Below are 24,438 nucleotides of genomic sequence, written 5' to 3' on the forward strand. Positions count from 1 at the left end.
AAAATATGTCCATTCTCGTAACGTTTTCCTTTTGGGCCGTGCGATATAAACTAACGGACAGGGGTTGCTTCCGCAAAGGAAAGGGGGTTCAACACATAACCTTGTTTAGACCGGATATCCGCCTGTTGGCGGTGGCCAAGCACTAAATAATCTGCGAATCAGTACAATTTCTCCTAAATGGCCCAAACAACTATGGAATATGAGCTGCTGGCTTCAGTTCCTGGATTAGGAGATGCAACCATTGTTGATTTGCTTTCAGAAGTTGGAAGCTTTTCACTTTATGAAAATCCACGCCAATTGATTAAACTAGCGGGATTAACATTACGTGAAAACTCATCTGGTCAACATAAGGGACAAAAACATATCTCCAAACGAGGAAGAAAGCGACTTAGATATATTCTTTTCAAAGTAATAGTACCACTCATTCGTCACAACGAGGGGTTTAAGCAGCTTCATGAATATTACACAACACGCCAACAAAATCCCTTACGCGGAAAGCAATCGATGGTGGTACTCTGTGGTAAATTGTTGAAAGTATTGCATGGTATTTGTAAAAAGAAAGTCCATTTTAATGAGCAGAATATGATGAAGGATCTCTACTGCCTCTCAGAGGAAGCGTAAGCATTTCTAACTATCGATTTATAACAAGAAGGATGACACGGAGAAGCCAGCAACATTACTAAACTAAGACCAAGAGTCCCCGGGGCAGCTTAAGCAGGCCTCTGCCTTATGAATAGACCGAACGAAGGAATGTAAGCGCAAATGACGCTAAGAGACATGGGAGGGTACGTCATCATAAGTTTCGCAGAGATCTATTGTGCATCACATAGTGGAGAAAATAGCTGATGATTTCCATTAGTTTTAGCGAAGCGTATGCTCAATTTAGTAATAAAAACCAGAATTTCAATACTCTGTTTAAAAGTGGAATGAAAAAATAATTACCCTAATACACCGAGTGGTGCAAACCGTTGATACATCAATGTTTATAGAGGGAGGTTAGTTCAAGAGTGCGTTTTGATCTTTGTTCAACAATTGGGCCAGATTGTTGAATGTTTTTTTTAAAAATTTTTTTTGTTTATATTATTTAAATCATTGGTCTCGGTGGAAAAGTTTAAGAGCATTCAGCTACTGTTTAAAACTTTTTGACATACAAAACAAATGAGGCATGAGTCCGATTGAATACCGAACTCATGCCTCATAAAGGCAGTCTTTTATAACTGTATACTTGACAGGTACCTGTTGATTAATCATATTTTAGTTCTGTATAGTGCAAGATTTTTGGATAACTATTAAAGAAGTATCTGAGCATAGAGTCCCATTTCTTGAATTTAGCACTCCCTACAAAGCCATCAATATGGTCTTCTAAGCTATTCCAATTAACAACGAGTAAAAAATGAGTTGGATTCTCTTTATTTCGAAGCAGTTTGTGAGATAAGTACCCCTCAGAACTGCTTAAGATAGGGAATGCTTCGTTAATTTTTCTGTATAAATTCCTCCACTAACTCTTCTTTGATGAATAACATGGCATGTTCGACAACCATTTGTTTATAAACTCCTTATTTTTTTAAGAAACGTTTTACTCCCTCGACAGCATAATCGTGATCAAGTTGAGGTGTAAGCCCTGCTACTGTTACACTCCCAATTACGCCTATGTCTTTAATACGTATAGGGAAAGATCCGCCTATAGCTTGATAATCAGATGATTGAAGAAGAGAGCTTTCATCATGGGGCGTTCCTTGCTTTTCGAATCTTGCTCCAATATAATGTGAGCTTCTGTTGTAATGATCCACTACGCGTTTTTTTCGATATAGCCAAAATACATTTTCTTCAGAAGTACCATCCATTAGATGGGTGAATAAAGGTACTCGATTACGCTCAATATGAATAGCTACTGCTTTGTTATTTTCTTTGGCATAATTAATTAATGTCATACCAAGATTTAGAGCATCTTCATTTGTAAATGTTTCAAATTGTAATTCCTTTTCTACGTTTTCTAGTTGTTGTAAGTTCATAAATAAACTCTCCCTTAAAATAATTTTTGTTTTTTATCTAATTTATAATTCAGTACGGATAGAAGAAATGCGAATGCCACCATAATGGCACCAATCCATGCCGTATCTAAATACGTTAAATAGTCTACTGCTAATCCACCAAAGGTAGATCCTGCAGCGATCCCTACATTAAAGGCTGATATATTTAGTGCAGATGCAATATCTATTGCAGAAGGAACCAATTTTTCAGCAAGCGTTACAATGTACGCTTGAACTCCTGGAGACATCATAAATGCAAATAAACCTAACAAAATAATAGATAAAATACTTAAACCTTTATTAGGTAGTAATATCATTTGTAATAAAAGTACGATACCTTGGAGTAAAAAGACGAAGCGTAATGATTTAACTGGATGCTGATTGGCCATTTTCCCACCTACTATATTTCCAATGGCAACGGCAACTCCATAAACTAAAAGCAGCAATGAAATAGATCCAGCTGAGTACCCACTGATTTTTTCCAGTATAGGAGCGAGGTAGGTAAATAACGAAAAAGTTCCACCAAAACCTAATGCGGTCATTAATAGTGCCAGTAGAATTCGTTCATTTTTCACAAGTTGCCCTACATCTTTAAGAGTAGGAGGATTTGTTTGTCTATTCACTTTATCAACGGCAAATACATTTACGATTAGCCCAATAATGCCGAGTACAGCTACCACACCAAATGTAGCGCGCCAACCAAACTGTTGTCCGATATAAGTCCCCATTGGAACACCAGCTATGGTTGCTACTGTTAATCCGGTAAACATAATTGAAATAGCTGTTCCTTTTTTGTTTTCTGGTACGATATCGGCAGCAACTGTAGCTGCAATTGCAAAAAATACACCATGTGCGATAGCAGTAATAACTCGTGAGATAATTAATACTTCATATGTTTCTGCAATGGCCGAAACTGCGTTACCTAAAATGAAAACAATCATTAAGATTAGTAAAAATCCTTTTTTCGGAATACGCCCTGTAATAGCTATTACAATTGGAGTTCCAACAGCTATTGCTACTGCATAACCAGAAATTAAAGCGCCAGCTTTTGTCACCGAAATAGATAGATCATCAGCAACTGTTTGAAGTAAGCCTACAATGACGAACTCAGTTGTTCCAATGGCAAAAGCACTAATGGCCAAAGAAAATAATGCAATGTATACTTTTGTTGACATCTCTTTAATCTATTCCCCCTCCTCAAATTTTAGGGTGTTTTCCATCAAAGCATTTTCGATATACGCGAACTACATTGAATAAGTTTTTTACTTAAAGCTTTATCTAATTTTTTATTCAACCGAAGGGCTGGACCAGCTATCGCAACTGCTGAAATCATATTTCCCTCAAAGATGACAGGAGCAGCAATACAGCGTAAACCTATTTCTGTCTCTTCGTCATCTACTGCGTATCCTTGCTTACGAATGACCTTTAGGTGTTCTTTTAATAAATGCAAGTCTGCAAATGTATTTTTTGTATTTTGCACTAATGTTAATTCTTTAAGGATTCTTTCGAGCTTGGTTTTGTCTAAAAAAGCTAATATGACTTTTCCTAGAGCGCTTAAGTGGACAGGAGCCCGGTCACCAACCTCTGAGTGTGCCCTCATAGAATGAGGTCCGTCAACAACTTGTACGGTGACTACATCCGTTCCATAAAGGATTCCAACATAGGCTGTTTCTCCAACTTCGCTACTCAACTCATGTAAAGGTGGAACCGATAACCAATTTGCTTTTGAGTTATAGGAAGTGGATAAAGATCCCATCTTATTAGTAAGACTATAGGAATTATCAATTTTTTTGACATAGCCCATTATTTCAAGGGTATATAACAAACGAAAAGCCGTTGATTTATTAAATGAGAATGTTTGTATAACTTCACGAAGTGTCATATCCTTTTCTTGCAAAGCATCTAAAATTAGAAGTCCTTTTTTCAGTGTAGCTACTTCGTATTGCTTCAATGGATTCACCTCTCTTTCGTACGTTGTTCATAATAAAATATTGAGAAATAAGATTCAAAAAAAGAGAAAAAGTTTCTATATTTGAAACAGAACCTTTGAATAACGATAGTATTAAGTAACATTTTCCTTCATTAGATTTAGCATTCAAAATATAAAATGAATTATTCACCCTTGATGGGATATGAATAGTGGGAGTTCCGGTAGATATTGGATATATTATATAGAGTTCGGCAAGGAAGTAAAAAGGAGAATAGAGAGAATGGAAGATAAACGAAGTACCTATACCTTTAGCTTTTGTATGAATAATATCAATAAATAACTAAACAGTGAAAAGCTATGGGCGACTTTTAACATCGCGCTTGTTTCTTTTGTATATACTCCGATTCCCCCTAATCTATACTGACCCTCCAATAGTGAAGCTTTTTTTTACCTATTAATCCTCCTATATTAAGACAGGTTTATCATCTGCCTGAAAACCTCACTATTCACCGAAGTTAAGCAATCATTTAATGTTTCCTATAGAACAGTTCAGTAAAAACGAAGTCATATCTAGCCGATTGTGATAATTAAGGTATAATGATAGGGGAAGATATTTTTTAACGGATTAGGTGAAGATGAACATGAAGCTAATCATTGCGGAGAAACCAGATCAAGGTTCAACGCTAGCGGCTCAATTTAAAACGAAGAAACAGCAAGGCTATATAGAAATCATGCCGAATGAACTTTTTCCCGATGGAGCTTATGTAACTTGGGCCGTCGGTCATTTATGTCAACTCGTTTCGCCGGAAACCTATCATTCAAAATGGAAAAAATGGTCGATGGAAACGTTGCCGATGATTCCTGAGAAATTTCAATATGAAGTGACCCGACAAAAGGCAAAGCAATTCAATGTTGTGAAGACTTTGCTTAGGAAAACGGAAGTCGATGAAATCATTCATGCAGGTGATGCCGGGCGTGAAGGAGAATTGATTGTCCGCAATATCGTTAATCTATGCAATGTCAATAAACCGATGAAACGGTTATGGATTTCCTCTTTGACTCCAAAAGCGATTTATGAGGGATTCCAAAATCTGAAGAGTGAGGAAAAAACCAGGCCGCTCTATTATGAAGCGTATACGAGAGCTTGCGCGGACTGGGTTGTGGGAATGAATGCGTCGAGAGCGTATAGTATTTTATTGAAACAAAGGGGCGTTTCGGATGTGTTTTCAGCTGGAAGGGTTCAGACACCGACTCTCGCCTTGATTGTGAAGCGGGAAATGGAAATTGAGCAATTCAAGTCTGAACCGTTCTGGGAAGTGTTCGCTGACTTCAAGATGGATGGAAAGAAATATCAGGGAAAATGGCAACAGAACAATGATCCGAGAATCAAGACAAAAGAAATGGCGGATAAAATTGCCGCTTTTTGCAAGGGTAAGGAAGCTGAAATAGCTGAAATGGATACAGAAAGGAAAGAATTTCAGCCGCCTTTGTTATTTAATCTCTCGTCATTGCAAGCGACAGTGAACAAGATTTATAAATATTCGCCGAAACAGACGCTTGATATAGTACAAAGTTTATATCAAAAAGGGATCGTTTCTTATCCTCGTTCAGATTCCAATTATGTGACGGAGGGGGAAGCCGAAACATTTCCCGATATTTTGCAAAAACTAAGCGGATTTTCGGAATATGAATCCCTGTTTCCCTTGCCACAACCGAACATCATGAATAATAAACGGTTTGTAAATGAAAAGAAAGTGACTGATCACTATGCCATCATCCCGACGGAGCAGGTAACCGATCCAAAGCGGCTTTCCGCTGAAGAACGGAATATTTATGACTTGGTGGTACGCCGCTTGATTGCGGCCCATTATGAGAAAGCCATTTTCGATTACACCACCATTAAAACGCTTGTCGATAAGCGTGCCGAATTCATTTCTAAAGGAAAGCAGCAGATTCAAGAGGGATGGCGCAAAGTGATTTTCCAAAATGACAAGGAAGACGATGATGTCATTTTGCCGTCCGTCTCAAAAGGGGATTCTGGAAAGGTCGCCAATATAAAGGTGAAAGAAGGAAAAACCCAGCCTCCTAAGCGCTATACAGAAGGTCAGCTGATCACTTTGATGAAGACTGCCGGAAAGCATCTGGATAATGAAGAGTTAGAAAAGGTGCTGATGAAAACCGAGGGTCTTGGAACCGAAGCAACCCGGGCTGGCATCATTACCATGCTCAAAGACCGTAAATACATCAATGTAAAAAAAAATCAGGTATTTGCGACAGATAAAGGGAAAGTGCTGATTACCGCGATTGGGGAGAAAATCCTGGCTTCACCCGAGATGACTGCCAAATGGGAACAGCGTTTAAGAGAAATCGGGGAAGGGAAGGCATCCGCTGGCGGATTTATGGAAGCTGTTAAAAAGATGTCAGCAAAAATAATCAGTGATGCCGTGGAATCATCGGAAAGCTGGGATTTTCAAGGGCTGGACACCGAGTCGATTCAACGGAGCGGCCCTAATAAGAGAAGTTCAGCATCTGTGGGCAGCTGTAAACTATGCGGTTCTAAGATTGTCGATAAAGGGGAATTCTATGGATGTGTAAGTTATCAAAAAACAAAGTGTAACTTTACAATCTCCAAAAAAATCCTTAATAAGAAAATTAGTCAAGCAAATATAAAAAAGCTGTTGGCGAGCGGTGAAACGGATTTGATAAGCGGTTTTAAAAAAGGGGAAAAGACCTTTGATGCCATATTATCTTGGTCCGACTCTGAAAAGAAGATCAGTTTTACATTCCCAACAGAACAAAACGTCAAGCAAACTTGAGAAGAAACATCATTAAAGGCGCCCTGAGACTTATATCATCTTGTTTCAGGGTCGTTTATATAGTAAAATTTTTAGATATGCGTTTGAATGGGAGGATTCCGAATGCCTACACCGAGCATGGAGGATTACATAGAACAAATTTATTTACTTATTGAAGAAAAAGGATATGCAAGAGTTTCCGATATTGCCGAAAATCTTTCCGTCCACCCTTCTTCAGTTACAAAAATGGTTCAAAAACTTGATCAAGAAAAATATTTGATATATGAAAAGTACCGAGGTCTCGTTTTAACTGCAAATGGGAAAAAAGTTGGTAAAAGGCTCGTATACCGGCATGAACTTTTAGAACAGATGCTAAGGTTGATTGGGGTCAAGGAAGAAAATATTTATCATGATGTAGAGGGGATCGAACACCACCTTAGCTGGAATGCCATCGATAGGATTGGAGACCTGGTTGAATTCTTTGAAGAATCTCCTGACCGTGTCGAGGATTTACGAAAGATACAAAAAAGAAATGAAGAAAATTCAAAATAAGCTGCCGCTGGCAGTTTTTTTTTATGTATTTGAAAATCATCTGTATTCCTGAACGAAGTTATAAAAGAGGATTTTTTAATTTTGAGCAGAATAGCTATAAAGAAGCCCCGTTATTTTGATTCTGGAAACTGAGTGTTTTTAATATAGTAGGAACTTGCTTAATTAGGAGGGGGAATTTCTGATGAATTTACATACATGGCATAAAGAATCGAAAAAGGAATGGGATGTTTTTGCACCTATGTGGGTGAAGAATTCGCAAGAAATGTGGGAAACGGGGAGCCGGAAAAACATTATTCCTTTCTTTTCTGAATATGTACCTTCGAAAGTGAAGGTGGCTGACATTGGCTGTGGAGATGGAGTTGGTTCCTTGAAATTGGCCGAAGCGGGATTTGAAGTAACCGGAGTTGATTTATCCAATGTGATGATTGAATTTGCAAAGGGGAAAACCGCTCAACAACCAGAACTTTCTTTCCTGCAAGGGGATTTTTATAATCTTCCATTCAAAGATGAAGAACTGGATGCGGCAATGGTCATTAATTCTTTGGAATATACGGGTGAACCATTAACGGTGATGAAGGAAATTCAACGGGTAATAAAGCCTGGCGGTTATGCCTGTTTTGGTATACTTGGTCCAACAGCTGAACCACGAAAAAAATTCAGTTTTCAACGGTTATTAGGAGATAAAGTCATCATGAATACAATGCAGCCTTGGGAATTTGAAAAAATGGCTTTAGAAACCGGATGGAAGGCAGTGGCTGATACCGGTGTTGCAAAGAGAGGGGTGGACTATACAAAACTGGGGCATTTTTCAAAGGAGTTAAAGCAAGCTGTATCGTTCATGTGGCTTTTCCTCCTTCAAAAAGAGGTGGGGCAGTGATGGAGAAGTATCAAATCGATCAATTTGTTGAAAAGACGAAACAGCAGGATAAAGGGCAAGGTTTATTCGAACTTGAAACGGAACGAATCCTGGAGATTAATTTGGAACAGCAGATCTGGGCAAAAATGGGGACGATGGTTTCTTATCGCGGACATATTAAATTCGAACGGGAAGGTATCTTGGAGCATGGTCTTGGTAAGCTCTTCAAAAAGGCTTTGACAGGTGAGGGTGCATCTTTGATGAAAGCGACTGGAAGCGGAAAGCTATACGTCGCGGATCAAGGAAAGAAGATTTCCATTTTACAGTTAAATGGGGAATCGATCTGTGTTAACGGAAATGATTTACTTGCATTTGAGCCGGGGATTCAATGGGATATAAAAATGATGCGGCGCATTGCCGGATTATTGGCGGGGGGATTGTTCAACGTAAGGCTCGAGGGGAGAGGCATGGTCGCATTCACTTCCCATTATGAGCCGCTTACTTTAATGGTGGAACATGGGAATCCAGTCTATACTGACCCGAATGCCACAGTGGCTTGGTCTGGGGAATTGCAGCCTGAATTCGTAACGGATGTTTCACTGAAGTCGTTTTTTGGTAGGGGAAGCGGAGAATCCGTTCAAATGAAATTCGAAGGTCAAGGATTTGTGGTCGTCCAACCTTTTGAAGAGGTTTATTTCGGCAATAAGGAATCATGAAACAAACAACCTGAGTCAGAAACTCAGGTTGTTTCCCATGATAATCGGAAGTGGCTGACCAAAAAACGATTCACTTAAACGTGAAAGCTTCTTTTTTCTTACCCTTTCAATCCCACTCATAAGGGGTTGATTGGTAGACATAATAGTTCAGCCAATTCGAGAACATCAGGCTGCAATGGCTCTTCCAGCGGTGAAGTGGTACCTTGGTCGGATCGTTATCAGGAAAGTAATTTTCAGGGAGTTGCGTATTGATTCCACGCTCCCTATCGCGCTTGTATTCTTCACCAAGGGTATCGGCATCATACTCAAAATGGCCGGTAACCATAATTCTTTTTCCATCAACTGAAGCAGCAATCAATACACCAGCTTGATCGGACTGTGCGAGAACCTTCAGTTCTGGATGGTTAACTAATTTTTGATAGTCAATATCCGTATGGCGAGAATGAGGGGCCATAAAATAATCATCGAATCCGCGGACTAGATTTTCATTCGGTTCAAGGACCTCATGGGTGTATATCCCGAAGCATTTCTCTGGAAGTTCGTATTTGCCTATTCCATAATGATGGTACAGGGCAGCTTGTGCCCCCCAACAAATATGTAGGGTGGATGTGACATTTTCACTTGACCAGTTCATGATACTCTGCAGTTCTTCCCAATAATTAACATCTGAAAATTCCAGCTTTTCTACTGGAGCACCTGTAATTATCAAGCCGTCATACTTCTTCGTGCGGATATCATTAAATGATTTATAAAATTGATCTAAATGAAATTTACTTGTGTTTTTTGATTCATGTGTGCTCAAGCGCAGGAATGATATATTTACTTGAATCGGAGTATTGCCAAGAAAGCGCAGTAACTGGGCCTCCGTTTTTTCTTTCTCTGGCATTAGGTTTAATATTAATATATTCAATGGACGGATTTCCTGATTGGTAGCTCTTTCCTCATCCATTACGAAGATATTTTCCTGTTCTAAAATTTCCCTTGCTGGCAGTTGTTCCGGAATTCTGATTGGCATGATTAGCCTCCTTCTTCAAAAATCATAATATTTTAATTATATAGAAAATTATTGAATAGAAAAGCTATTTTAATAATTTCTTGTAAATCCCGAAGGAAATGGCCTGGGAATGGTAAAATGGGAAGTTCATGAATACATAAACTATGAAGTTGGAGAGGTGTTTGGAGATTGTTTGATCCTACAGCATTTGAGAACATGAAAGTGGTTTTGGAAGGAGCGGTTTACGATCGTGACTTCATTGGAGATATATTGGTCATAAAACGTGATGATATAGTTAATCTCTCGACTATGTCCAGATCATATAAGATTGAGATGGAACTGAAAAAACCAAACGCGCCTATTTCGATTAGCGGTGCGATTGAGTTACAGGCTTCACTCAAGAACTTAAGTTCGGAGTTACTCGATGCAGCTATTGATGAAACTCATTCGGGCTGCACAGTCGATATTTTCATTACTTTTCCCAAAAAGCTGGATGAAGTGAATGCTGAACAATTGTTGAATGAACTGGAAAAAATTTGGGGAGATCAGAGGATCATTACAGTGACGACCAGCGATACGGTGAGTAAAAAAATGCAACACGTTACTTCTTCTATATATAAAGTTTCATTTGGAAGGCTTGTAAAAGAAGAACAAATGGATGATTTGGAAGACATGGTAGAGTATTTGATTCAATCCATACAAGCAGTGAAGATTCAGGGATGAAAGGAAAGGATAAAAGTTGGTAAACCTACCTTTAAATACGGTAAAATGAATCATCATACTAAAGGGAGAGATCATACATGTCCATTTACGAATTTGAAGTCAATAAAATCAATGGCGAAACCATCTCGCTTGAGGAATATAGAGGGAAAGTGATGATTATAGTGAATACCGCAAGCAAATGCGGTTTTTCGCCACAGTATGATGATTTGCAAAGCCTGTATGTGCGATATAAAGAGGATGGGGTAGTCGTGCTTGGTTTTCCTTGTAATCAGTTTTTGAATCAGGAGCCTGGTGATGATCTGGAAATCGACTCATACTGCAAATTGAATCATGGTATAACATTCCCGATGTTTGCAAAAGTGAATGTCAATGGCAAGGAAGCCCATCCCTTATTCAGCTACCTGACTGAAAATGCTCCTGGAGTGATGGGGTCCAAATCGATAAAATGGAATTTTACAAAGTTCTTGATTGATCGTAATGGAAATATAGTGAGCCGGTATGCACCTAAAACAAAACCTCTGGAAATGGAAGAGGATATAAAAAAATTATTATGAAGAATGATATCGAGTCCAACGGAAGCTCCAGTTGGGCTCTTTTTTTGAGGTAAGATATTTATATGCATCCGTATTTAAAATGGGACAGATGGTTGGGATGTTGAATATAATGGAAGACACAAATGAGGGGGGAAACCATGGAACGAATTGCATGGGTAATAGATAGTACGGGAACTTTGGACGAAGAATTATCATTGAATGAACACGTATACGTCGTTCCGATGGTCGTCATCATTGATGGGAAGGAATATGAAGATGGTGTCGACCTATTACCTGAGGAATTATACCGGCGGATGAGTGAGGAAAAAATCACCGCCACTACTTCACAGCCCTCGGTCGGCAGATTCCAAGAGTTATATAAGGAGCTTGAAAAACGCTATGATCGAATCATAGCCGTACATCTTTCAAGTGAATTGAGCGGGACAGTTTCCGCAAGCAGGCAAGCTGCACAAATGGTTTCGATCCCTGTTGACGTTTTTGATACTTTACTTATTTCCTTTCCAATGCTATTAATCTTGAAAAGGCTCATGCATTATATTGATAATGGCGATTCCATCAATGAGGCTTTCGTCAAAACGAGAATGTATGCGGATAACCAGGAAACCTATGTATTAATTGGTTCTTTAGATCAGCTTCATCGCAGCGGCAGGTTAACGAACGCACAGTATATTCTAGGAAGCCTATTGAGCTTTAAACCCATTATTTCAATCGAAAATGGTGTGCTTCATACTAAATCTAAACCTCGGAACCTTAAAAAAGCGGAAAAACAGATCTTCGCTGATTTTCGCAGATCAGTCGAGGCGGGAAAAGTAAAAGAATGCACCATATTATATGGTGCAGTGTCGGAGCAGGCACAAAGATGGAAAAAGATGATTACCGAAGAATTTCCTCATGTGTTGATCCATGTATCCCCACTGGGCAGTGCCATCGGGGTGCATACCGGTGAACAGACGATTGGGATCAGTTGGTTCAATGAAGATTAAAGCACACCATTTTTGAGAACCATGGTAAAATAGAAGGGACTTGGAGTGGTGATATGAAACAAACGATGATTGAATTGACGGAGAAGTATGTATATGACCAATTGAATTCTGATGCCAGCGGCCATGATTGGTTCCATATCGATCGTGTTCGTAAGCTGGCTTTACATATTGCAAAAGAAGAACGAAAAGGAAATGAGTTTATCATTGAATTGGCGGCTCTGCTTCATGATATCCCGGATGATAAACTAAACCAGGAAGCCGATGAAGGCTGGAAAAAGCTTGACGTTTGGTTTGATGAAATAAAGTTGGATATTGATAGTGTTGATGCCATCAAACAGATCATCAATACAATTTCATATAGTGCAGGGCAGTTGAAGCTTCCTTCGATCGAGGCTGAAATTGTTCAGGATGCGGACCGCTTGGATGCAATTGGTGCCATTGGCATAGCCAGGACATTTGCATTTGGCGGAAAAAAGGGACAACTTATGTATGATCCTTCATTGCCCATAAGGGAAAACATGACCAAGAAGGAATACAGGAGTGGCAAAAGCTCATCCATTCATCACTTTCATGAAAAATTATTGCGTTTGCAAGATATGCTCAATACTTGTACAGCCAAGAAGATTGCAAGTGATAGGCATGAATATATGGTTGGATTTTTAGAGGAATTTAATAAGGAATGGGATGTACGATTATGAAAGTTTTTAGCATGGAACATGTAATGAAAACCCAAGGGGAAAAGCTGCTTTTTAAAGATGTCTCTTTTTCCATTACCGAAGGGGAAAAAATCGGGATCGTTGGTATAAACGGCACCGGCAAATCGACATTATTGAATATCATCGCAGGCTTGGAAGACAGTGATTTAGGAACGAAGGATCATCCGAATGATTACACGATTTCCTATCTATCCCAAGATCCGCATTTTGATGAGAATTTGACGATCATGGAATATATGTATGAAAGTTCAACTCCTGTATTTTCATTGATTAAGGAATATGAAAAGACGCTCGTTCAACTCCAGGTAGATCCACAGAATAGTGTAATTCAGGACCGTTTGTTAAAGCAGCAACAGGATATGGACACGCTTGGTGCCTGGGATACAAGTGCCAATGCCAGAACGATACTGACCAAGCTTGGTCTTCCTGATCACTCAAGAAAATTGGGGGAACTGTCAGGTGGCCAAAAAAAGCGTGCGGCCCTGGCAAAAACCTTGATTGAGACCCCTGATTTACTGATTTTGGATGAGCCGACGAACCATCTCGATTTTGAAAGCATCACTTGGCTTGAAGAATATTTGGGGAAATATCAAAAGTCCGTTTTATTTGTGACCCATGATCGATATTTCCTTGATCGAGTGTCCAATAAGATTTGGGAAATTGCCCAAACGCAGCTTTTCGAATACAAAGGAAACTATGCGGATTATTTAGAATCAAAGGCCATTCGTGAAGAGAATGAAACGGCTGAAAGATCGAAAAAGGAAAGTCTATTCAAAAAAGAACTGGCTTGGATCCGGAAAGGCGCAAAGGCCCGTACAACGAAACAAAAGGCCAGGATCCAACGCTTCGAAACATTGGAATCAGGTGTAAAGGATAAGCAGAAAACAGAGAACCTGGAAATGGAATTAAGCGGTGCCCGCCTTGGGAAAAAGGTACTCGAGATGCAGGATGTTTCTAAATCCTTCGGGGATCGAACCATCATCAACCATTTTTCCTTCCTCTTCAAACCGGGTGATCGAATTGGGATCGTCGGTAATAATGGCAGTGGAAAATCAACCTTGTTAAATATCCTGGCCGGACGGGAATCTATAGATGAAGGAAACCTGGAAAAAGGGCAAACCGTGAAAATAGGGTACTATACGCAAGAAAGCGTCGATATGGATGAGAATTTGCGCATGATCGAGTATATTCGGGAAACGGCGGATTCAATCGCCCTTAAAGATGGTAGTTTCATATCGGCTGCGCAGATGCTTGAAAGGTTCTTGTTTCCAATGGGCTCTCATGGGACGCCTATTCGCAAGCTTTCCGGAGGGGAGAAAAGGCGTTTATATCTTCTTAATATTTTGATGTCGGCACCTAATGTCTTGCTTTTGGATGAACCGACAAATGATTTGGACACGCAAACCTTGACCGTTCTGGAGGATTATTTAGAAACGTTTTCAGGTGTAGTCATTACTGTATCACATGATAGGTATTTCCTGGATAAGACGTGCCATCAGCTTCTTGTTTTCAAGAATAAAGCTGAAATTGATTTCTATTACGGCAGTTATTCAGAGTTCTTGGAAGAAAAGACTGAAGAGGCCGTGCCAGTAAAAGCACCAGAACCTCAGATGAACCGGACCGAAAAGAAAAAGAAAAAACTAACTTATGCGGAAAGTAAGGAATGGGAAGAGATAGAAGGGAACATGGAACGGGTCGAGTTGCGCCTGAAAGACATAACATCAGAAATGTCAGCAGCGGGAAGCGATTTTGAAAAAGTCCGCCTGCTGCTTGAAGAAGAAAAGGAACTAACGGATAAATTAGACCATTTGATGGAAAGATGGACGTATTTAGCGGAAAAATTGGAAGAGGAATGAGCGGGATGACCGGTCCAAGGGAGCAAACTTGGACCGGTCTTTTTTTAGCCAATCTCAATTGCATGAGAATCTGTTGCCGATGTGATAATATCTAGTACATGGAAACGTCTTGTTAAAGGAGAGAAATGCATTGAAAATTAAGTCGATAGAACCTACACCAAGTCCGAATACAATGAAAATCAATTTAACTGAAGAGCTATTAGCTGGTAAAAGCAATAATTATAAGAAAGATCAAGCTGACCAAGCACCCCAGCTGATTAGAGATTTATTTACGATCGAGGGAGTGAAAGGGGTATATCATGTTGCGGACTTCTTAGCCGTTGAGCGAAATGCAAAATATGATTGGAAAGATATCTTGGTCCAAATCCGTCAAGTTTTCGGGGAAAAAACCGAAGAACAAAATCAACAAACGGCATTAAATGAACATTACGGTGAAGTAACTGTTGCCATTCAACAATTCAAGGGCATTCCGATGCAAATTAAAGCAAGTGATAGCCAACACGAAAAACGTTTTGCCTTACCGGATTATTTCATAAAGGGCATTTCCGCTGCTCAAAAAGAAGATGACAATGTAGTACTGCTTCGAAAATGGAAGGATTATGGCGTAAGATATGGTGATATGGAAGATATCGTGAAGGAAGTATCCGATGAGTTGATTGCAGCTTACCCGGAAGAACGAATTAATCGGCTGGTAGCCGCTGCAAAAGAAATGGTGGATACGAAGGAAGCAATTTTGAAACGACCAAAAATTAAACTGACTGCAGAAATGCTGAATGACGAAAGCTGGGAAAAGCGTTATCAGGCTTTAGAACAAATGGAAGATCCAACGGTTGATGATATACCCGTATTGGACATGGCACTCTCCGATAGTAAGGTCTCCATTCGAAGGCTCGCGGTAGTATACTTGGGTATGATCGAAGATAGAAAAGTGCTTCCGAGCTTGTATAAAGCATTGAATGATAAAAGTGCGGCCGTAAGACGTACGGCTGGGGATTGTTTATCCGATCTTGGCTTTGAAGAAGCGATGGGAGAAATGTCTCAATCACTTTCGGATAAAAATAAATTGGTTAGATGGAGGGCGGCGATGTTTTTATATGAAGTGGGAAATGAGACGACCCTCCCTTATCTTAAGCAAGCGGAACAGGACCTTGAATTCGAAGTGGCCCTGCAGGTCAAGATGGCCATTGACCGTATAGAAAATGGGGAAGAAGCAAAAGGTTCGGTTTGGAAGCAGATGACAGAATCAAGACAAGCGAATGACAAGTGATATTTGATGGGAATAACTTAATGGAATCTAAAATGGTTACAGGCAAAAGGCATGCGGATGATTTAATCCGTATGCCTTTTTATTATTGAAGCGGATCTTCAAGTCATTTGACATTCGTTCCCCTAGGTCGGAATCCAAAACATTCAAAATGGCTAATTTTTCGATATACAGAAGTTTTTATGATATAAATTTGATCTCTATTATTTTAGTAAAATGATTTTTGTAGATATTTTGTGTTGAATGGTTGCATTTGTATGTGAATATGTTAGAATTTTTAGAGTATACTAAAAATTATATTATATTGAATCATTAAACATTTAGTGAAAATTGGGGGTACAACAAATGTCTACATCAAATATGAGAAGTGACATGATTACAAAAGGGGTCGATCGAGCTCCACATAGAAGTCTGTTGCGGGCAGCAGGGGTTAAAGAAGAAGATTTCGGTAAACCGTTCATCGCGGTTTGTAATTCTTACATCGATATCGTTCCAGGTCATGTCCACCTTCAGGAATTCGGAAAAATAGTGAAGGAAGCGATTCGCGAAGCTGGCGGTGTTCCTTTCGAATTTAATACGATTGGGGTAGACGATGGAATTGCAATGGGTCATATTGGTATGCGCTATTCTTTGCCAAGTCGTGAAATCATAGCGGATTCCGTGGAAACTGTTGTATCAGCACATTGGTTTGACGGTATGGTTTGCATTCCAAACTGTGACAAGATAACGCCGGGAATGATGATGGCAGCACTTCGAGTCAATATTCCAACAATATTCGTAAGTGGCGGACCCATGAAAGCAGGTAAAGACAAAAACGGTAAGTCCCTTTCATTAACATCCGTTTTTGAAGGTGTGGGCGCTTATCAAGCAGGTAATATCAATGAAGAAGATTTGCAGGAAATCGAGCAAGTTGCCTGCCCTACTTGCGGTTCTTGTTCAGGAATGTTCACGGCAAACTCCATGAACTGCTTGGCAGAAGGCTTAGGACTTGCGCTTCCGGGAAATGGAACGATTTTGGCGGTAGCCGAAGAACGTAAGGAATTCGTTAAGAAATCCGCTAAACAGTTGATGGAGATAATCAAACAGGATATCAAGCCTCGTGATATCGTAACGATTGATGCAATTGATAATGCATTTGCATTGGATATGGCGATGGGCGGTTCGACCAACACCGTTCTTCATACACTTGCATTGGCACATGAAGCAGGTTTTGAATATCCAATGGAACGCATAAATGAAATAGCTAACCGAGTACCACATCTAGCGAAAATCGCACCGGCATCCGATTATCATATTGAAGATGTACATAATGCCGGTGGTGTAAGTGCCGTCATTAATGAGTTACTCAAAAAACCAGGTGCCTTTAATGGGGACTGCCTTTCTGTCTCAGGTAAAACGCTCCGCGAAAATGTTGCCGGTTGTGAAATATTGGACAAGGATGTTATCCATCCGTTAGATAATCCGCATTCTGAGCGTGGTGGGCTTGCGGTATTATTTGGTAACCTTGCTCCTCAAGGCTCCATCGTAAAAGTAGGGGCGGTTGACGAGTCAGTTGGTGGCTACCACAGGGGTCCTGCCATTTGTTTCGATTCCCAGGAAGATGCACTTTCAGGAATCATTACTGGAAAAGTAAAAGAGGGGAATGTAGTTGTCATTCGTTACGAAGGACCTAAAGGAGGGCCAGGTATGCCGGAAATGTTGGCACCCACTTCCCAAATCGTCGGGAGGGGACTTGGAGCTAAAGTCGGTTTGATCACTGATGGCCGCTTTTCAGGCGCATCTCGAGGTATCAGCATTGGTCATATATCCCCTGAAGCAGCTGAGGGAGGCCCGATTGCCTTTGTTGAAGATGGAGATATCATCGAATTGGATTTGAATAATCGTAAAATCGAATTGGAAATTTCCGATGAAGAATTCGAAAAACGCAAAGCCAATTGGAAAGGCTTCGAGTCAAAAGTCAGGACAGGCTATTTAGCACGTTATTCCAAACTTGTGACGAATGCCAGCTCAGGCGGCGTGATGAAAGTTTAGTTAAAAGGAAGATTAAAACATGGGGGCAGAATGAAAGTGGATTCTGTCACCATGTTTTTTTGTGAAGAACAATGAAATTTTACAAAGCTTTAAGCGTCATTTTTGCATATGCGCTCAAGAATATAGTATGATTATACTAATTGAAGAATTGTAACCAAGGAGGTTTTTTTATGTCGATGGCATATGATGAATATATGAAACAAATGGTGAAGCCAATGCGCGCGGAACTGGTGCAAGCAGGTTTTGATGAGTTGGAATCCCCTGAAGCGGTTGAAAGCTTTATGGAATCGGTAGAAGGTACGACACTTGTGGTCGTGAATTCAGTTTGTGGCTGTGCTGCCGGGTTAGCCCGTCCAGCTGCTACTCAAGCCGTACTTCAATCAGACAATAAGCCAGATCATTTGGTAACTGTATTTGCCGGCCAAGATAAGGACGCGACAGCTAAAATGCGGGAATATTTCGATGGAATAGAACCTTCTTCACCATCCATGGCTCTTTTAAAGGGAAAAGATGTTGTACATTTCATTCCACGCCATGATATAGAAGGACAGCCAATGGAAGCTATCATGGAAAATTTATTGGCAGCGTTCAGTCAAGTAAATAAGTGATGAAGCGGAATGCCCTGGAAACAGGGCATTCTTTTCAAATTTTAGAGAGTATGAAGGGGTAGGGTACATGTTTGTCACAACAGTAGGAAGAGCCGGTAAAGAAACGATGATATTAGCTAAAAGTTTAGCTGAAGAATTACAAATCCCCTTTATAGCCAGAAGAAAAAGATCGGTCAGAGATATCCAAGCGGAACAGAATGAAGATGATTGCCTTGTTTTTGGTAAAAAGCGGATGGAGTTATATCGATACCAGGAAAAAGAACCATTCTTTTTTCACCCGAACCTAGCGATGATCCGTATAAAAAGAATAATTCGCGGAGAGAGTGACCCATTTCTCATTGCCGGAGATATAAATGAAGGGACCGCTGTGCTTGATTGTACCATGGGTTTGGGCTCGGATGCGATAGTCGCAAGTTTCGCAGTGGGCGAATATGGACAGGTTGTCGCATTGGAAGGAAATCAATATTTGGCATTGCTCGTGGACCATGGGATGAAGACATGGGAGGATGCAGAAGAAAAGATGATTTCTGCGATGCGAAGAGTTGAGGTCATGTACGGTGATCATTACGAAATTTTGAAAGCATTGCCGGATAATCATTTTGATGTCGTATATTTCGATCCCATGTTTGAAGAAACGATTCAGGAATCGAATGGAATCAGGGGACTGACTCATTTTGCGGTAGGTAAGGATTTATCTGTGGAAATAATGAATGAAGCCAAGCGGGTTGCACGCAAGAGAGTCGTGTTGAAAGACCATTTTCGCAGCTCCCGCTTTGAGGAATTTGGATTTGAGATAATAAAGAGAAAAACATCCAAATTCCATTTTGGCTTCATTCAATCCAGTGATCACGATTTATAATCTGTTTCGTCCAGACCCATGGCACAGCCTTCTCGGCTTGAATCGGCAGCACCATAGTTCGAGCCATCAGGGTTGATTTGAATCGCTTGGACATTCCCTATAGAGTGGGGAACTTCATTAAAGGCGAAGCCCATCGCTTCCAAGTGGCCTTTGCTAGTCATATCCATTCCAGGCTCCCATTCAATATGAGGGCCCATTGGAGTGAAAATTCTAGGTTCCTCGATGGCTGCTTTCAAATCCATTTTTAAATCTAGTACATTAATGATCGTTTGTACGACTGAACTGATGATGGTCGGTCCACCAGGTGAACCTAACGTCAAGATCGGCTCGCCGTCTTTAAAGATGATGGTCGGGCTTTTACAGCTGACGGGGCGTTTATTGGGCTGTACTTCATTCATGCCGCCTGGAATGGAATCGAAATCAGTCAGTTCGTTATTCAGCATGAAACCATAATCGGAAACCATGATCCCTGATCCGAATGGATGTTCCACTGTAGAAGTGCATGCTGCGATATTACCCCATCTGTCACGGACAGTGAAGTGTGTCGTTTCACTGATATCTTCTTCATTAGGCTGCGGAATGACTTCCCTTTGTTTCACGGAATCATAAATCCAAGGGTTTCCGAAGTCAATGGCATTATTTCTTGTTTTGAAATTAATGAATGAGCGGCGTTTAGCTATATACTCATCATGCATGAGACCCGCCAATGGCAATTCGGCAAATTCAGGATCAGCGAGAAATGCCTTTTTATCTGTAAATGCCAGTCGCATCGCTTCTGCTATTAAATAATATTTTTCCCAAGAACGGACATCATATTGTTCTATATGGAAGCTCTCCAATATTTTCAGGATTTGGATGACCGTGAATCCGCCAGCGCTTGGTGCATTTGATGATGCAATTAGATAATCCTTATAAGTCCCATACATGGGTACATCGATTGTAGCTTTATATTCCTTTAAATCAGAAAGTTCCATGAACCCTCCAAGTTCCTGTATGCAGGAAATGATGCCCTCTCCGATTTCACCTTCATAAAAAGCGGAAATACCTTCACGTTGTAATATCCGATAGGTATTCGCCAGTTTTTCTTTTATGAGCAGATCGCCATCTTGATATGCTTTTCCATTTGGCATGAAGAACTTACGCGCTTCATCACCCAATCGATATTCAAAATTTTTAAGAGCATCGCAAAGAACCCAATTGACGGGAACTCCTTTTTCTGCAAATTCAATGGATGGCCCGATGAGGTCCGCTAATGGCTTGCTTCCATGTTCGTTGAGTGCTTCATCCATAGCTTTCAGTATTCCGGGGATGCCAACCGCTGTAGCTTTGATTGATCTTTCTTTAAATGGGATGACCTCCCCTTTATCATCAAGAAACATGTCTCGATGAGCGGCTTTAGGTGCCCTTACATGGCCATCGTATATTTTCGTTTCCTTATCTTTTGCGTTATATACCATAAGGAAACCACTTCCTCCAATACCAGTCATCATGGGTTCCACAATATTTAGGGCAAATTGGATGGCAACCGCCGCATCGACAGCATTTCCACCTTCACGTAATATTTTTTCCCCAATGGAAGTGGCTACGGGATGAGCTGTAACGACCATTCCGGCGTTCCCTTTATCTGTTTCCCTTTTGTAATCCTTATCTTTAATGATTTCATTGTTGTTTTCCAAAATGATTCCCCCATTATTCAGTCCTTTTATCTGCCAAAAGGTTAGGCTTATGTTTGAGTGAAAAGAAAACCTTGTCATTGTAGAAAAATGACAAGGAGATTTTTCGTAGGTATTCATTTATTCTTAATCAGCAAATGATAAATATACGAAAAATGCTAATGTTACAAGACATAAAGCCACCATGGCAGTCGAAGCCATATAAGACCCCTCCTTAAAAAGACTTGAATCTAATTAATTTCTCCAATAATCGTCAAAATCCTTCATTAAAATGTAAAATTGTTGATATTTAATAAAAAAGTTCTGGTTCATAAAGTTTATATAGGTATATATCCTTTTTTTTGATTTTCAAAACATGGGTAACTATATATTCGTAATTACCAAAAAATAAAAGTATACTAAATATAAAGACAATACAAAAAAAGGAGGGGGAGTGTGAGTTGAAAGCAGCGGTTTGGTTCAGGAAAAGTCTCGTCATTTTAGTATCCGTTTTGACGTTTGGTCTTGTCACTCCTTCAGATCTGGCGTGGCTAGCGGAAGCCGATTCGTTAAAGGATACTAAAAAGGGATTAGTGGAAGAAGAGGGATTAGCCTATCTTCCTTCGCAGAATTCAACTGAACGTGAGGAAGAATTCAACCGGGAAGAATTTTTATCGGACATTCTGAATAAAGCAGAGGAAAACGCATTTATGAAATTTGGCGAAAAGATCAATCCTAAAATTGGCGATGAGTTCAAAATGGCTATATTACCAAAAATGGAAGAAGCCATTACAGAAATGGCTGCACAATTTCCAGATGAAAAATTACAGCAATTAACCATCACTGAGCAGCCGAGTGCAGGCAGGGCCGAGAAGATATTTCATATTTATGATTCAATCAGCGGGAAGGATATCATCAGATTCCATGTCAGGCAGGAAAATCCTCCACTGGAAGGCTATTGGTTCAATTTTCACTATCATACCCATCATGATTCATTTGCCACCCATTATAATATCGGGAAAATATATTGGGATAAAAATACGCCGCCAGAGTGGACGAGTAAACAAAGGCTCTCATAGTGGTTGGTTTCGTTGATTTTATTTAAATGTAAGAGTAAGATGAAATGTAAATGATTTTCTAATAAGCATCAAATGATACGTTGTCATGCAACGTATTTATTTTGTGTTTAAATAAAAGTAGAGTTTTTATCATAACGGGGAACAATGTTATTTTAAAAGGTTTTCTAATTTTGCTGTTATAGTAGCAGAGGAGTCTTTATCATGTCAGAGTTGTTAAATAACATCATGCAAACGTATGCTCAATTTTTTGACTGGCATATGTGGGTGGAGGTTTTATCCGACCCGGTGAGCTGGGGATTGATTGGAACGCTCGTATTAATGGAAGGATTACTATCAGCGGATAACGCTCTGGTATTAGCTGTAATGGTCAGGCACCTTCCTGAAAAACAACGGAAAAAAGCCCTTTTTTATGGTTTATTAGGTGCTTACGCTTTTAGATTCATTGCGATAGGAATCGGTGTTTTCCTCATTAAGCTTTGGTGGGTGAAGGTGATTGGAGCCGCTTACCTTGGCTGGCTCTCATTTAAATACTTTAGGAATAAAAGAAAGAAACAAGATGGGATCGATGAAGATATCCAGGGAATGAGTAAAAACAGCATACTGATCCGTATGTTTGGTACATTATGGGGAACGGTTGCGGCAGTGGAATTGATGGATATAGCATTTTCCGTCGATAGTGTCTTGGCCGCATTCGGGGTAAGTGAAAAAGTCTGGGTCCTTTTGACAGGCGGTATGATTGGTGTCTTGATGATGCGGGGAGTGGCGGGGTTATTTCTAAAATTGATAGATAAGGTTCCTGAATTGGAAACTGCCGCATATGTCCTTATCGGATTCATCGCTATAAAAATGCTAATGGCCGTTGCAGGGATCGAAATCCCGTCTGCGATCTTTTTTGCCTTTATTTTGCTGATTTTCGGCACCACGATTGTACTTCATTTGAAGAAAAGTAAAAAGCTCAAGGAACATGGTTGAGCACAATTAAAAAAAGCTGACATCAAAAATGATGTCAGCTTTTTTTTAGGAAAATATCAAGTAATTGAAGAAGTCCGGTAAATGAAGTGAAGAAAAGCAAAGGCAATAAAAAGTTAAGCCAAAGAGAAGACATTAGCGGATGCAGCAGTATGCCAAAGAAAATGGAGAACAGAAAAAGGTCGAGAATGATGAACACTTTTAAACTGTAGATATCAAGGACTTCTTCAGCAAGTTCACGGTGCTCATCCAAAATGGCTTTTTTATTGTTGGTTTCCATGCGATCACCTTAAACCTTTTACGATTATATAATGTTGATATATGAAAAGACTGGATCAATTGTTCTTCTCCGAATGAATGTGCAACCGAAAATACCAAAAAAACATAGATTTTTAACACTAAGTCAATATGTTATACTAATATAATAGTATGTAAGGTTTAGAGATTTTAAATTACTTATATTTTCTTAACGATAATGAGCAATGAAGAAAGGGGAGAAGAGTGTGAAAAGGAAGAAATGGATATCCATAATTGCATTATTTGTCTTTTTATTCTCCTTGCTCTCCTATACGTTAGCGAAGGATGAATCGGTAAAATGGCGCAATTTAAACAAAGATAATCTTTTAAGACAAGCTGAACTTTTTAAGGGGAATAAAGAATTACAAAGGATATTTTTATTTCCGGAAGAGGAGTTCGATCAAAGGGAAGCACTCAAAATTGCTGGAACCATTAATAAACTGCCTCATTCCCTTTTGGTGAAAACTGCTGAAAGTGGTGTGAGAATCAAACTATTTGATGGTGATATAACAGAAAATCAATCCGCGGCCAAATTAAAGGGGAAAACTCCGCGTGGTTATTTGAATAAAGAAACAACTTGGGATGATGTGCCTGGTATGGGCGGATCACATACGGTATTGGTTAAAATCGGAGCAAGTGACAAGGGCAACGGACATGGCTCCGTTAATTTGGAACTGCATGAGCTGGGGCATTCAATTGATAATATAGTGTTTGATGGAATCCGTGAAGACATGGATTATTTGAAGATTTGGGGTAAGGAAGTGGATGGGCTGTTTCCTGGACAGACGTATTTTTCCAATTACCCTGAGGAATACTTTGCAGAAACGTTTGCCATGTTTTATGTGAACAATGAACAAAATCAATTGCTTAGACAAAAAGCGCCCGAGACTTATAATTTTATTAAACAATTAGATTAAACATTGGGCAATAATACGTTAAAATAAGGAGAATGAAAGTAGAAAAGGTGGTTTATC

General features: G+C 39.8%; 23 protein-coding genes and 2 pseudogenes. 17 read left to right on the forward strand and 8 right to left on the reverse strand.

The window, feature by feature from the left end; translation table 11 throughout:
• Positions 1–105: 105 nt before the first annotated feature.
• Positions 106–180, reverse strand: a pseudogene (locus tag FNK51_RS27810) (DinB family protein); the annotation flags it as partial.
• On the opposite strand from FNK51_RS27810, the pseudogene FNK51_RS21520 reads away from it, so the two are divergent.
• A pseudogene (locus FNK51_RS21520) lies at positions 178–621 on the forward strand (transposase); the annotation flags it as partial. The pseudogenes FNK51_RS27810 and FNK51_RS21520 overlap by 3 nt on opposite strands.
• Before the next feature lie 622 nt (positions 622–1,243).
• Here the strand turns inward: FNK51_RS21520 and FNK51_RS27590 are convergent.
• The 4 genes from FNK51_RS27590 to FNK51_RS21540 form a co-directional block, all read right to left on the reverse strand.
• Positions 1,244–1,477, reverse strand: coding sequence for an antibiotic biosynthesis monooxygenase family protein (locus FNK51_RS27590; RefSeq protein ID WP_141994682.1), 234 nt, complete (start codon positions 1,475–1,477; stop codon positions 1,244–1,246).
• A gap of 79 nt (positions 1,478–1,556) precedes the next feature.
• The gene (locus FNK51_RS21530) at positions 1,557–2,012 is read right to left on the reverse strand and encodes a heme-degrading domain-containing protein (RefSeq protein ID WP_141994630.1); all 456 of its coding nucleotides are present in this window, start codon (positions 2,010–2,012) and stop codon (positions 1,557–1,559) included.
• Positions 2,013–2,026: 14 nt separating this feature from the next.
• On the reverse strand, positions 2,027–3,205 hold the full coding sequence (locus FNK51_RS21535; protein ID WP_141994631.1) for an MFS transporter: 1,179 nt from the start codon (positions 3,203–3,205) through the stop codon (positions 2,027–2,029).
• Between the two features lie 44 nt (positions 3,206–3,249).
• Entirely contained in the window at positions 3,250–3,981 is a 732-nt protein-coding gene (locus FNK51_RS21540; protein ID WP_141994632.1) for an IclR family transcriptional regulator, read from the reverse strand.
• A 620-nt stretch (positions 3,982–4,601) separates the two neighbouring features.
• Here FNK51_RS21540 and FNK51_RS21545 point away from each other — a divergent pair.
• The 4 genes from FNK51_RS21545 to FNK51_RS21560 all read left to right on the forward strand — a co-directional run bounded on the left by FNK51_RS21545 (position 4,602) and on the right by FNK51_RS21560 (position 8,879).
• The gene (locus FNK51_RS21545; protein WP_141994633.1) at positions 4,602–6,776 is read left to right on the forward strand and encodes a DNA topoisomerase III; all 2,175 of its coding nucleotides are present in this window, start codon (positions 4,602–4,604) and stop codon (positions 6,774–6,776) included.
• 102 nt (positions 6,777–6,878) lie between these two features.
• A complete protein-coding gene (gene mntR / locus FNK51_RS21550; RefSeq protein ID WP_063234342.1) occupies positions 6,879–7,307 on the forward strand; it encodes a transcriptional regulator MntR in 429 nt (142 codons plus the stop codon).
• 181 nt (positions 7,308–7,488) lie between these two features.
• Complete coding sequence (locus FNK51_RS21555; protein WP_098369305.1) at positions 7,489–8,184, forward strand: class I SAM-dependent methyltransferase; 696 nt, start codon at positions 7,489–7,491, stop codon at positions 8,182–8,184.
• The gene (locus FNK51_RS21560; protein ID WP_141994634.1) at positions 8,184–8,879 is read left to right on the forward strand and encodes an AIM24 family protein; all 696 of its coding nucleotides are present in this window, start codon (positions 8,184–8,186) and stop codon (positions 8,877–8,879) included. Before FNK51_RS21555 ends, FNK51_RS21560 begins: the two co-directional genes overlap by 1 nt.
• A 106-nt stretch (positions 8,880–8,985) precedes the next feature.
• On the opposite strand, the gene metA is transcribed toward FNK51_RS21560, so the two are convergent.
• The gene (gene metA / locus FNK51_RS21565) at positions 8,986–9,894 is read right to left on the reverse strand and encodes a homoserine O-acetyltransferase MetA (protein ID WP_098369307.1); all 909 of its coding nucleotides are present in this window, start codon (positions 9,892–9,894) and stop codon (positions 8,986–8,988) included.
• A gap of 168 nt (positions 9,895–10,062) precedes the next feature.
• On the opposite strand from metA, the gene FNK51_RS21570 reads away from it, so the two are divergent.
• From FNK51_RS21570 to FNK51_RS21610, 9 genes are all read left to right on the forward strand, one after another.
• Positions 10,063–10,596 carry a hypothetical protein gene (locus FNK51_RS21570; protein ID WP_141994635.1) on the forward strand — a complete coding sequence of 178 codons (534 nt, stop codon included), beginning with the start codon at positions 10,063–10,065 and terminating at the stop codon, positions 10,594–10,596.
• 77 nt (positions 10,597–10,673) lie between these two features.
• A complete protein-coding gene (locus FNK51_RS21575; protein ID WP_098369309.1) occupies positions 10,674–11,150 on the forward strand; it encodes a glutathione peroxidase in 477 nt (158 codons plus the stop codon).
• Between the two features lie 137 nt (positions 11,151–11,287).
• Positions 11,288–12,133, forward strand: coding sequence for a DegV family protein (locus FNK51_RS21580; RefSeq protein WP_141994636.1), 846 nt, complete (start codon positions 11,288–11,290; stop codon positions 12,131–12,133).
• Positions 12,134–12,186: 53 nt separating this feature from the next.
• Positions 12,187–12,831 (forward strand): HD domain-containing protein, encoded by a 645-nt coding sequence (locus FNK51_RS21585; protein WP_141994637.1) that lies wholly within the window; start codon positions 12,187–12,189, stop codon positions 12,829–12,831.
• Positions 12,828–14,705: an ABC-F family ATP-binding cassette domain-containing protein gene (locus tag FNK51_RS21590; protein ID WP_141994638.1), complete on the forward strand. Its 1,878-nt coding sequence runs from the start codon at positions 12,828–12,830 to the stop codon at positions 14,703–14,705. The genes FNK51_RS21585 and FNK51_RS21590 overlap by 4 nt, the downstream gene beginning before the upstream one ends.
• A 130-nt stretch (positions 14,706–14,835) precedes the next feature.
• The gene (locus FNK51_RS21595; protein ID WP_141994639.1) at positions 14,836–15,972 is read left to right on the forward strand and encodes a conserved virulence factor C family protein; all 1,137 of its coding nucleotides are present in this window, start codon (positions 14,836–14,838) and stop codon (positions 15,970–15,972) included.
• Positions 15,973–16,314: 342 nt separating this feature from the next.
• Entirely contained in the window at positions 16,315–18,000 is a 1,686-nt protein-coding gene (gene ilvD, locus FNK51_RS21600; RefSeq protein ID WP_185150912.1) for a dihydroxy-acid dehydratase, read from the forward strand.
• Positions 18,001–18,170: 170 nt separating this feature from the next.
• Positions 18,171–18,608, forward strand: a complete 438-nt coding sequence (locus tag FNK51_RS21605) for a BrxA/BrxB family bacilliredoxin (protein WP_098369314.1) — start codon at positions 18,171–18,173, stop codon at positions 18,606–18,608.
• Between the two features lie 67 nt (positions 18,609–18,675).
• On the forward strand, positions 18,676–19,467 hold the full coding sequence (locus FNK51_RS21610; RefSeq protein ID WP_098369315.1) for a class I SAM-dependent methyltransferase: 792 nt from the start codon (positions 18,676–18,678) through the stop codon (positions 19,465–19,467).
• On the opposite strand, the gene ggt is transcribed toward FNK51_RS21610, so the two are convergent.
• Positions 19,455–21,143, reverse strand: a complete 1,689-nt coding sequence (gene ggt, locus FNK51_RS21615; protein WP_260398119.1) for a gamma-glutamyltransferase — start codon at positions 21,141–21,143, stop codon at positions 19,455–19,457. The genes FNK51_RS21610 and ggt overlap by 13 nt on opposite strands.
• A gap of 437 nt (positions 21,144–21,580) precedes the next feature.
• Between ggt and FNK51_RS21620 the strand changes: the two genes are divergently transcribed.
• Both FNK51_RS21620 and FNK51_RS21625 read left to right on the forward strand, forming a co-directional pair.
• The gene (locus FNK51_RS21620; RefSeq protein WP_141994640.1) at positions 21,581–22,198 is read left to right on the forward strand and encodes a YpjP family protein; all 618 of its coding nucleotides are present in this window, start codon (positions 21,581–21,583) and stop codon (positions 22,196–22,198) included.
• A 201-nt stretch (positions 22,199–22,399) separates the two neighbouring features.
• Positions 22,400–23,170, forward strand: coding sequence for a TerC family protein (locus FNK51_RS21625; RefSeq protein ID WP_141994641.1), 771 nt, complete (start codon positions 22,400–22,402; stop codon positions 23,168–23,170).
• Between the two features lie 34 nt (positions 23,171–23,204).
• Here the strand turns inward: FNK51_RS21625 and FNK51_RS21630 are convergent, their stop codons facing one another.
• Entirely contained in the window at positions 23,205–23,447 is a 243-nt protein-coding gene (locus FNK51_RS21630; protein WP_098369318.1) for a hypothetical protein, read from the reverse strand.
• 223 nt (positions 23,448–23,670) lie between these two features.
• On the opposite strand from FNK51_RS21630, the gene FNK51_RS21635 reads away from it, so the two are divergent.
• Complete coding sequence (locus FNK51_RS21635) at positions 23,671–24,381, forward strand: anthrax toxin lethal factor-related metalloendopeptidase (RefSeq protein ID WP_141994642.1); 711 nt, start codon at positions 23,671–23,673, stop codon at positions 24,379–24,381.
• Positions 24,382–24,438: the final 57 nt, after the last annotated feature.

Origin of the sequence: Bacillus sp. B4EP4a (assembly GCF_006680105.1) — a bacterium.
Classification (GTDB): domain Bacteria; phylum Bacillota; class Bacilli; order Bacillales; family DSM-1321; genus Peribacillus; species Peribacillus simplex_E.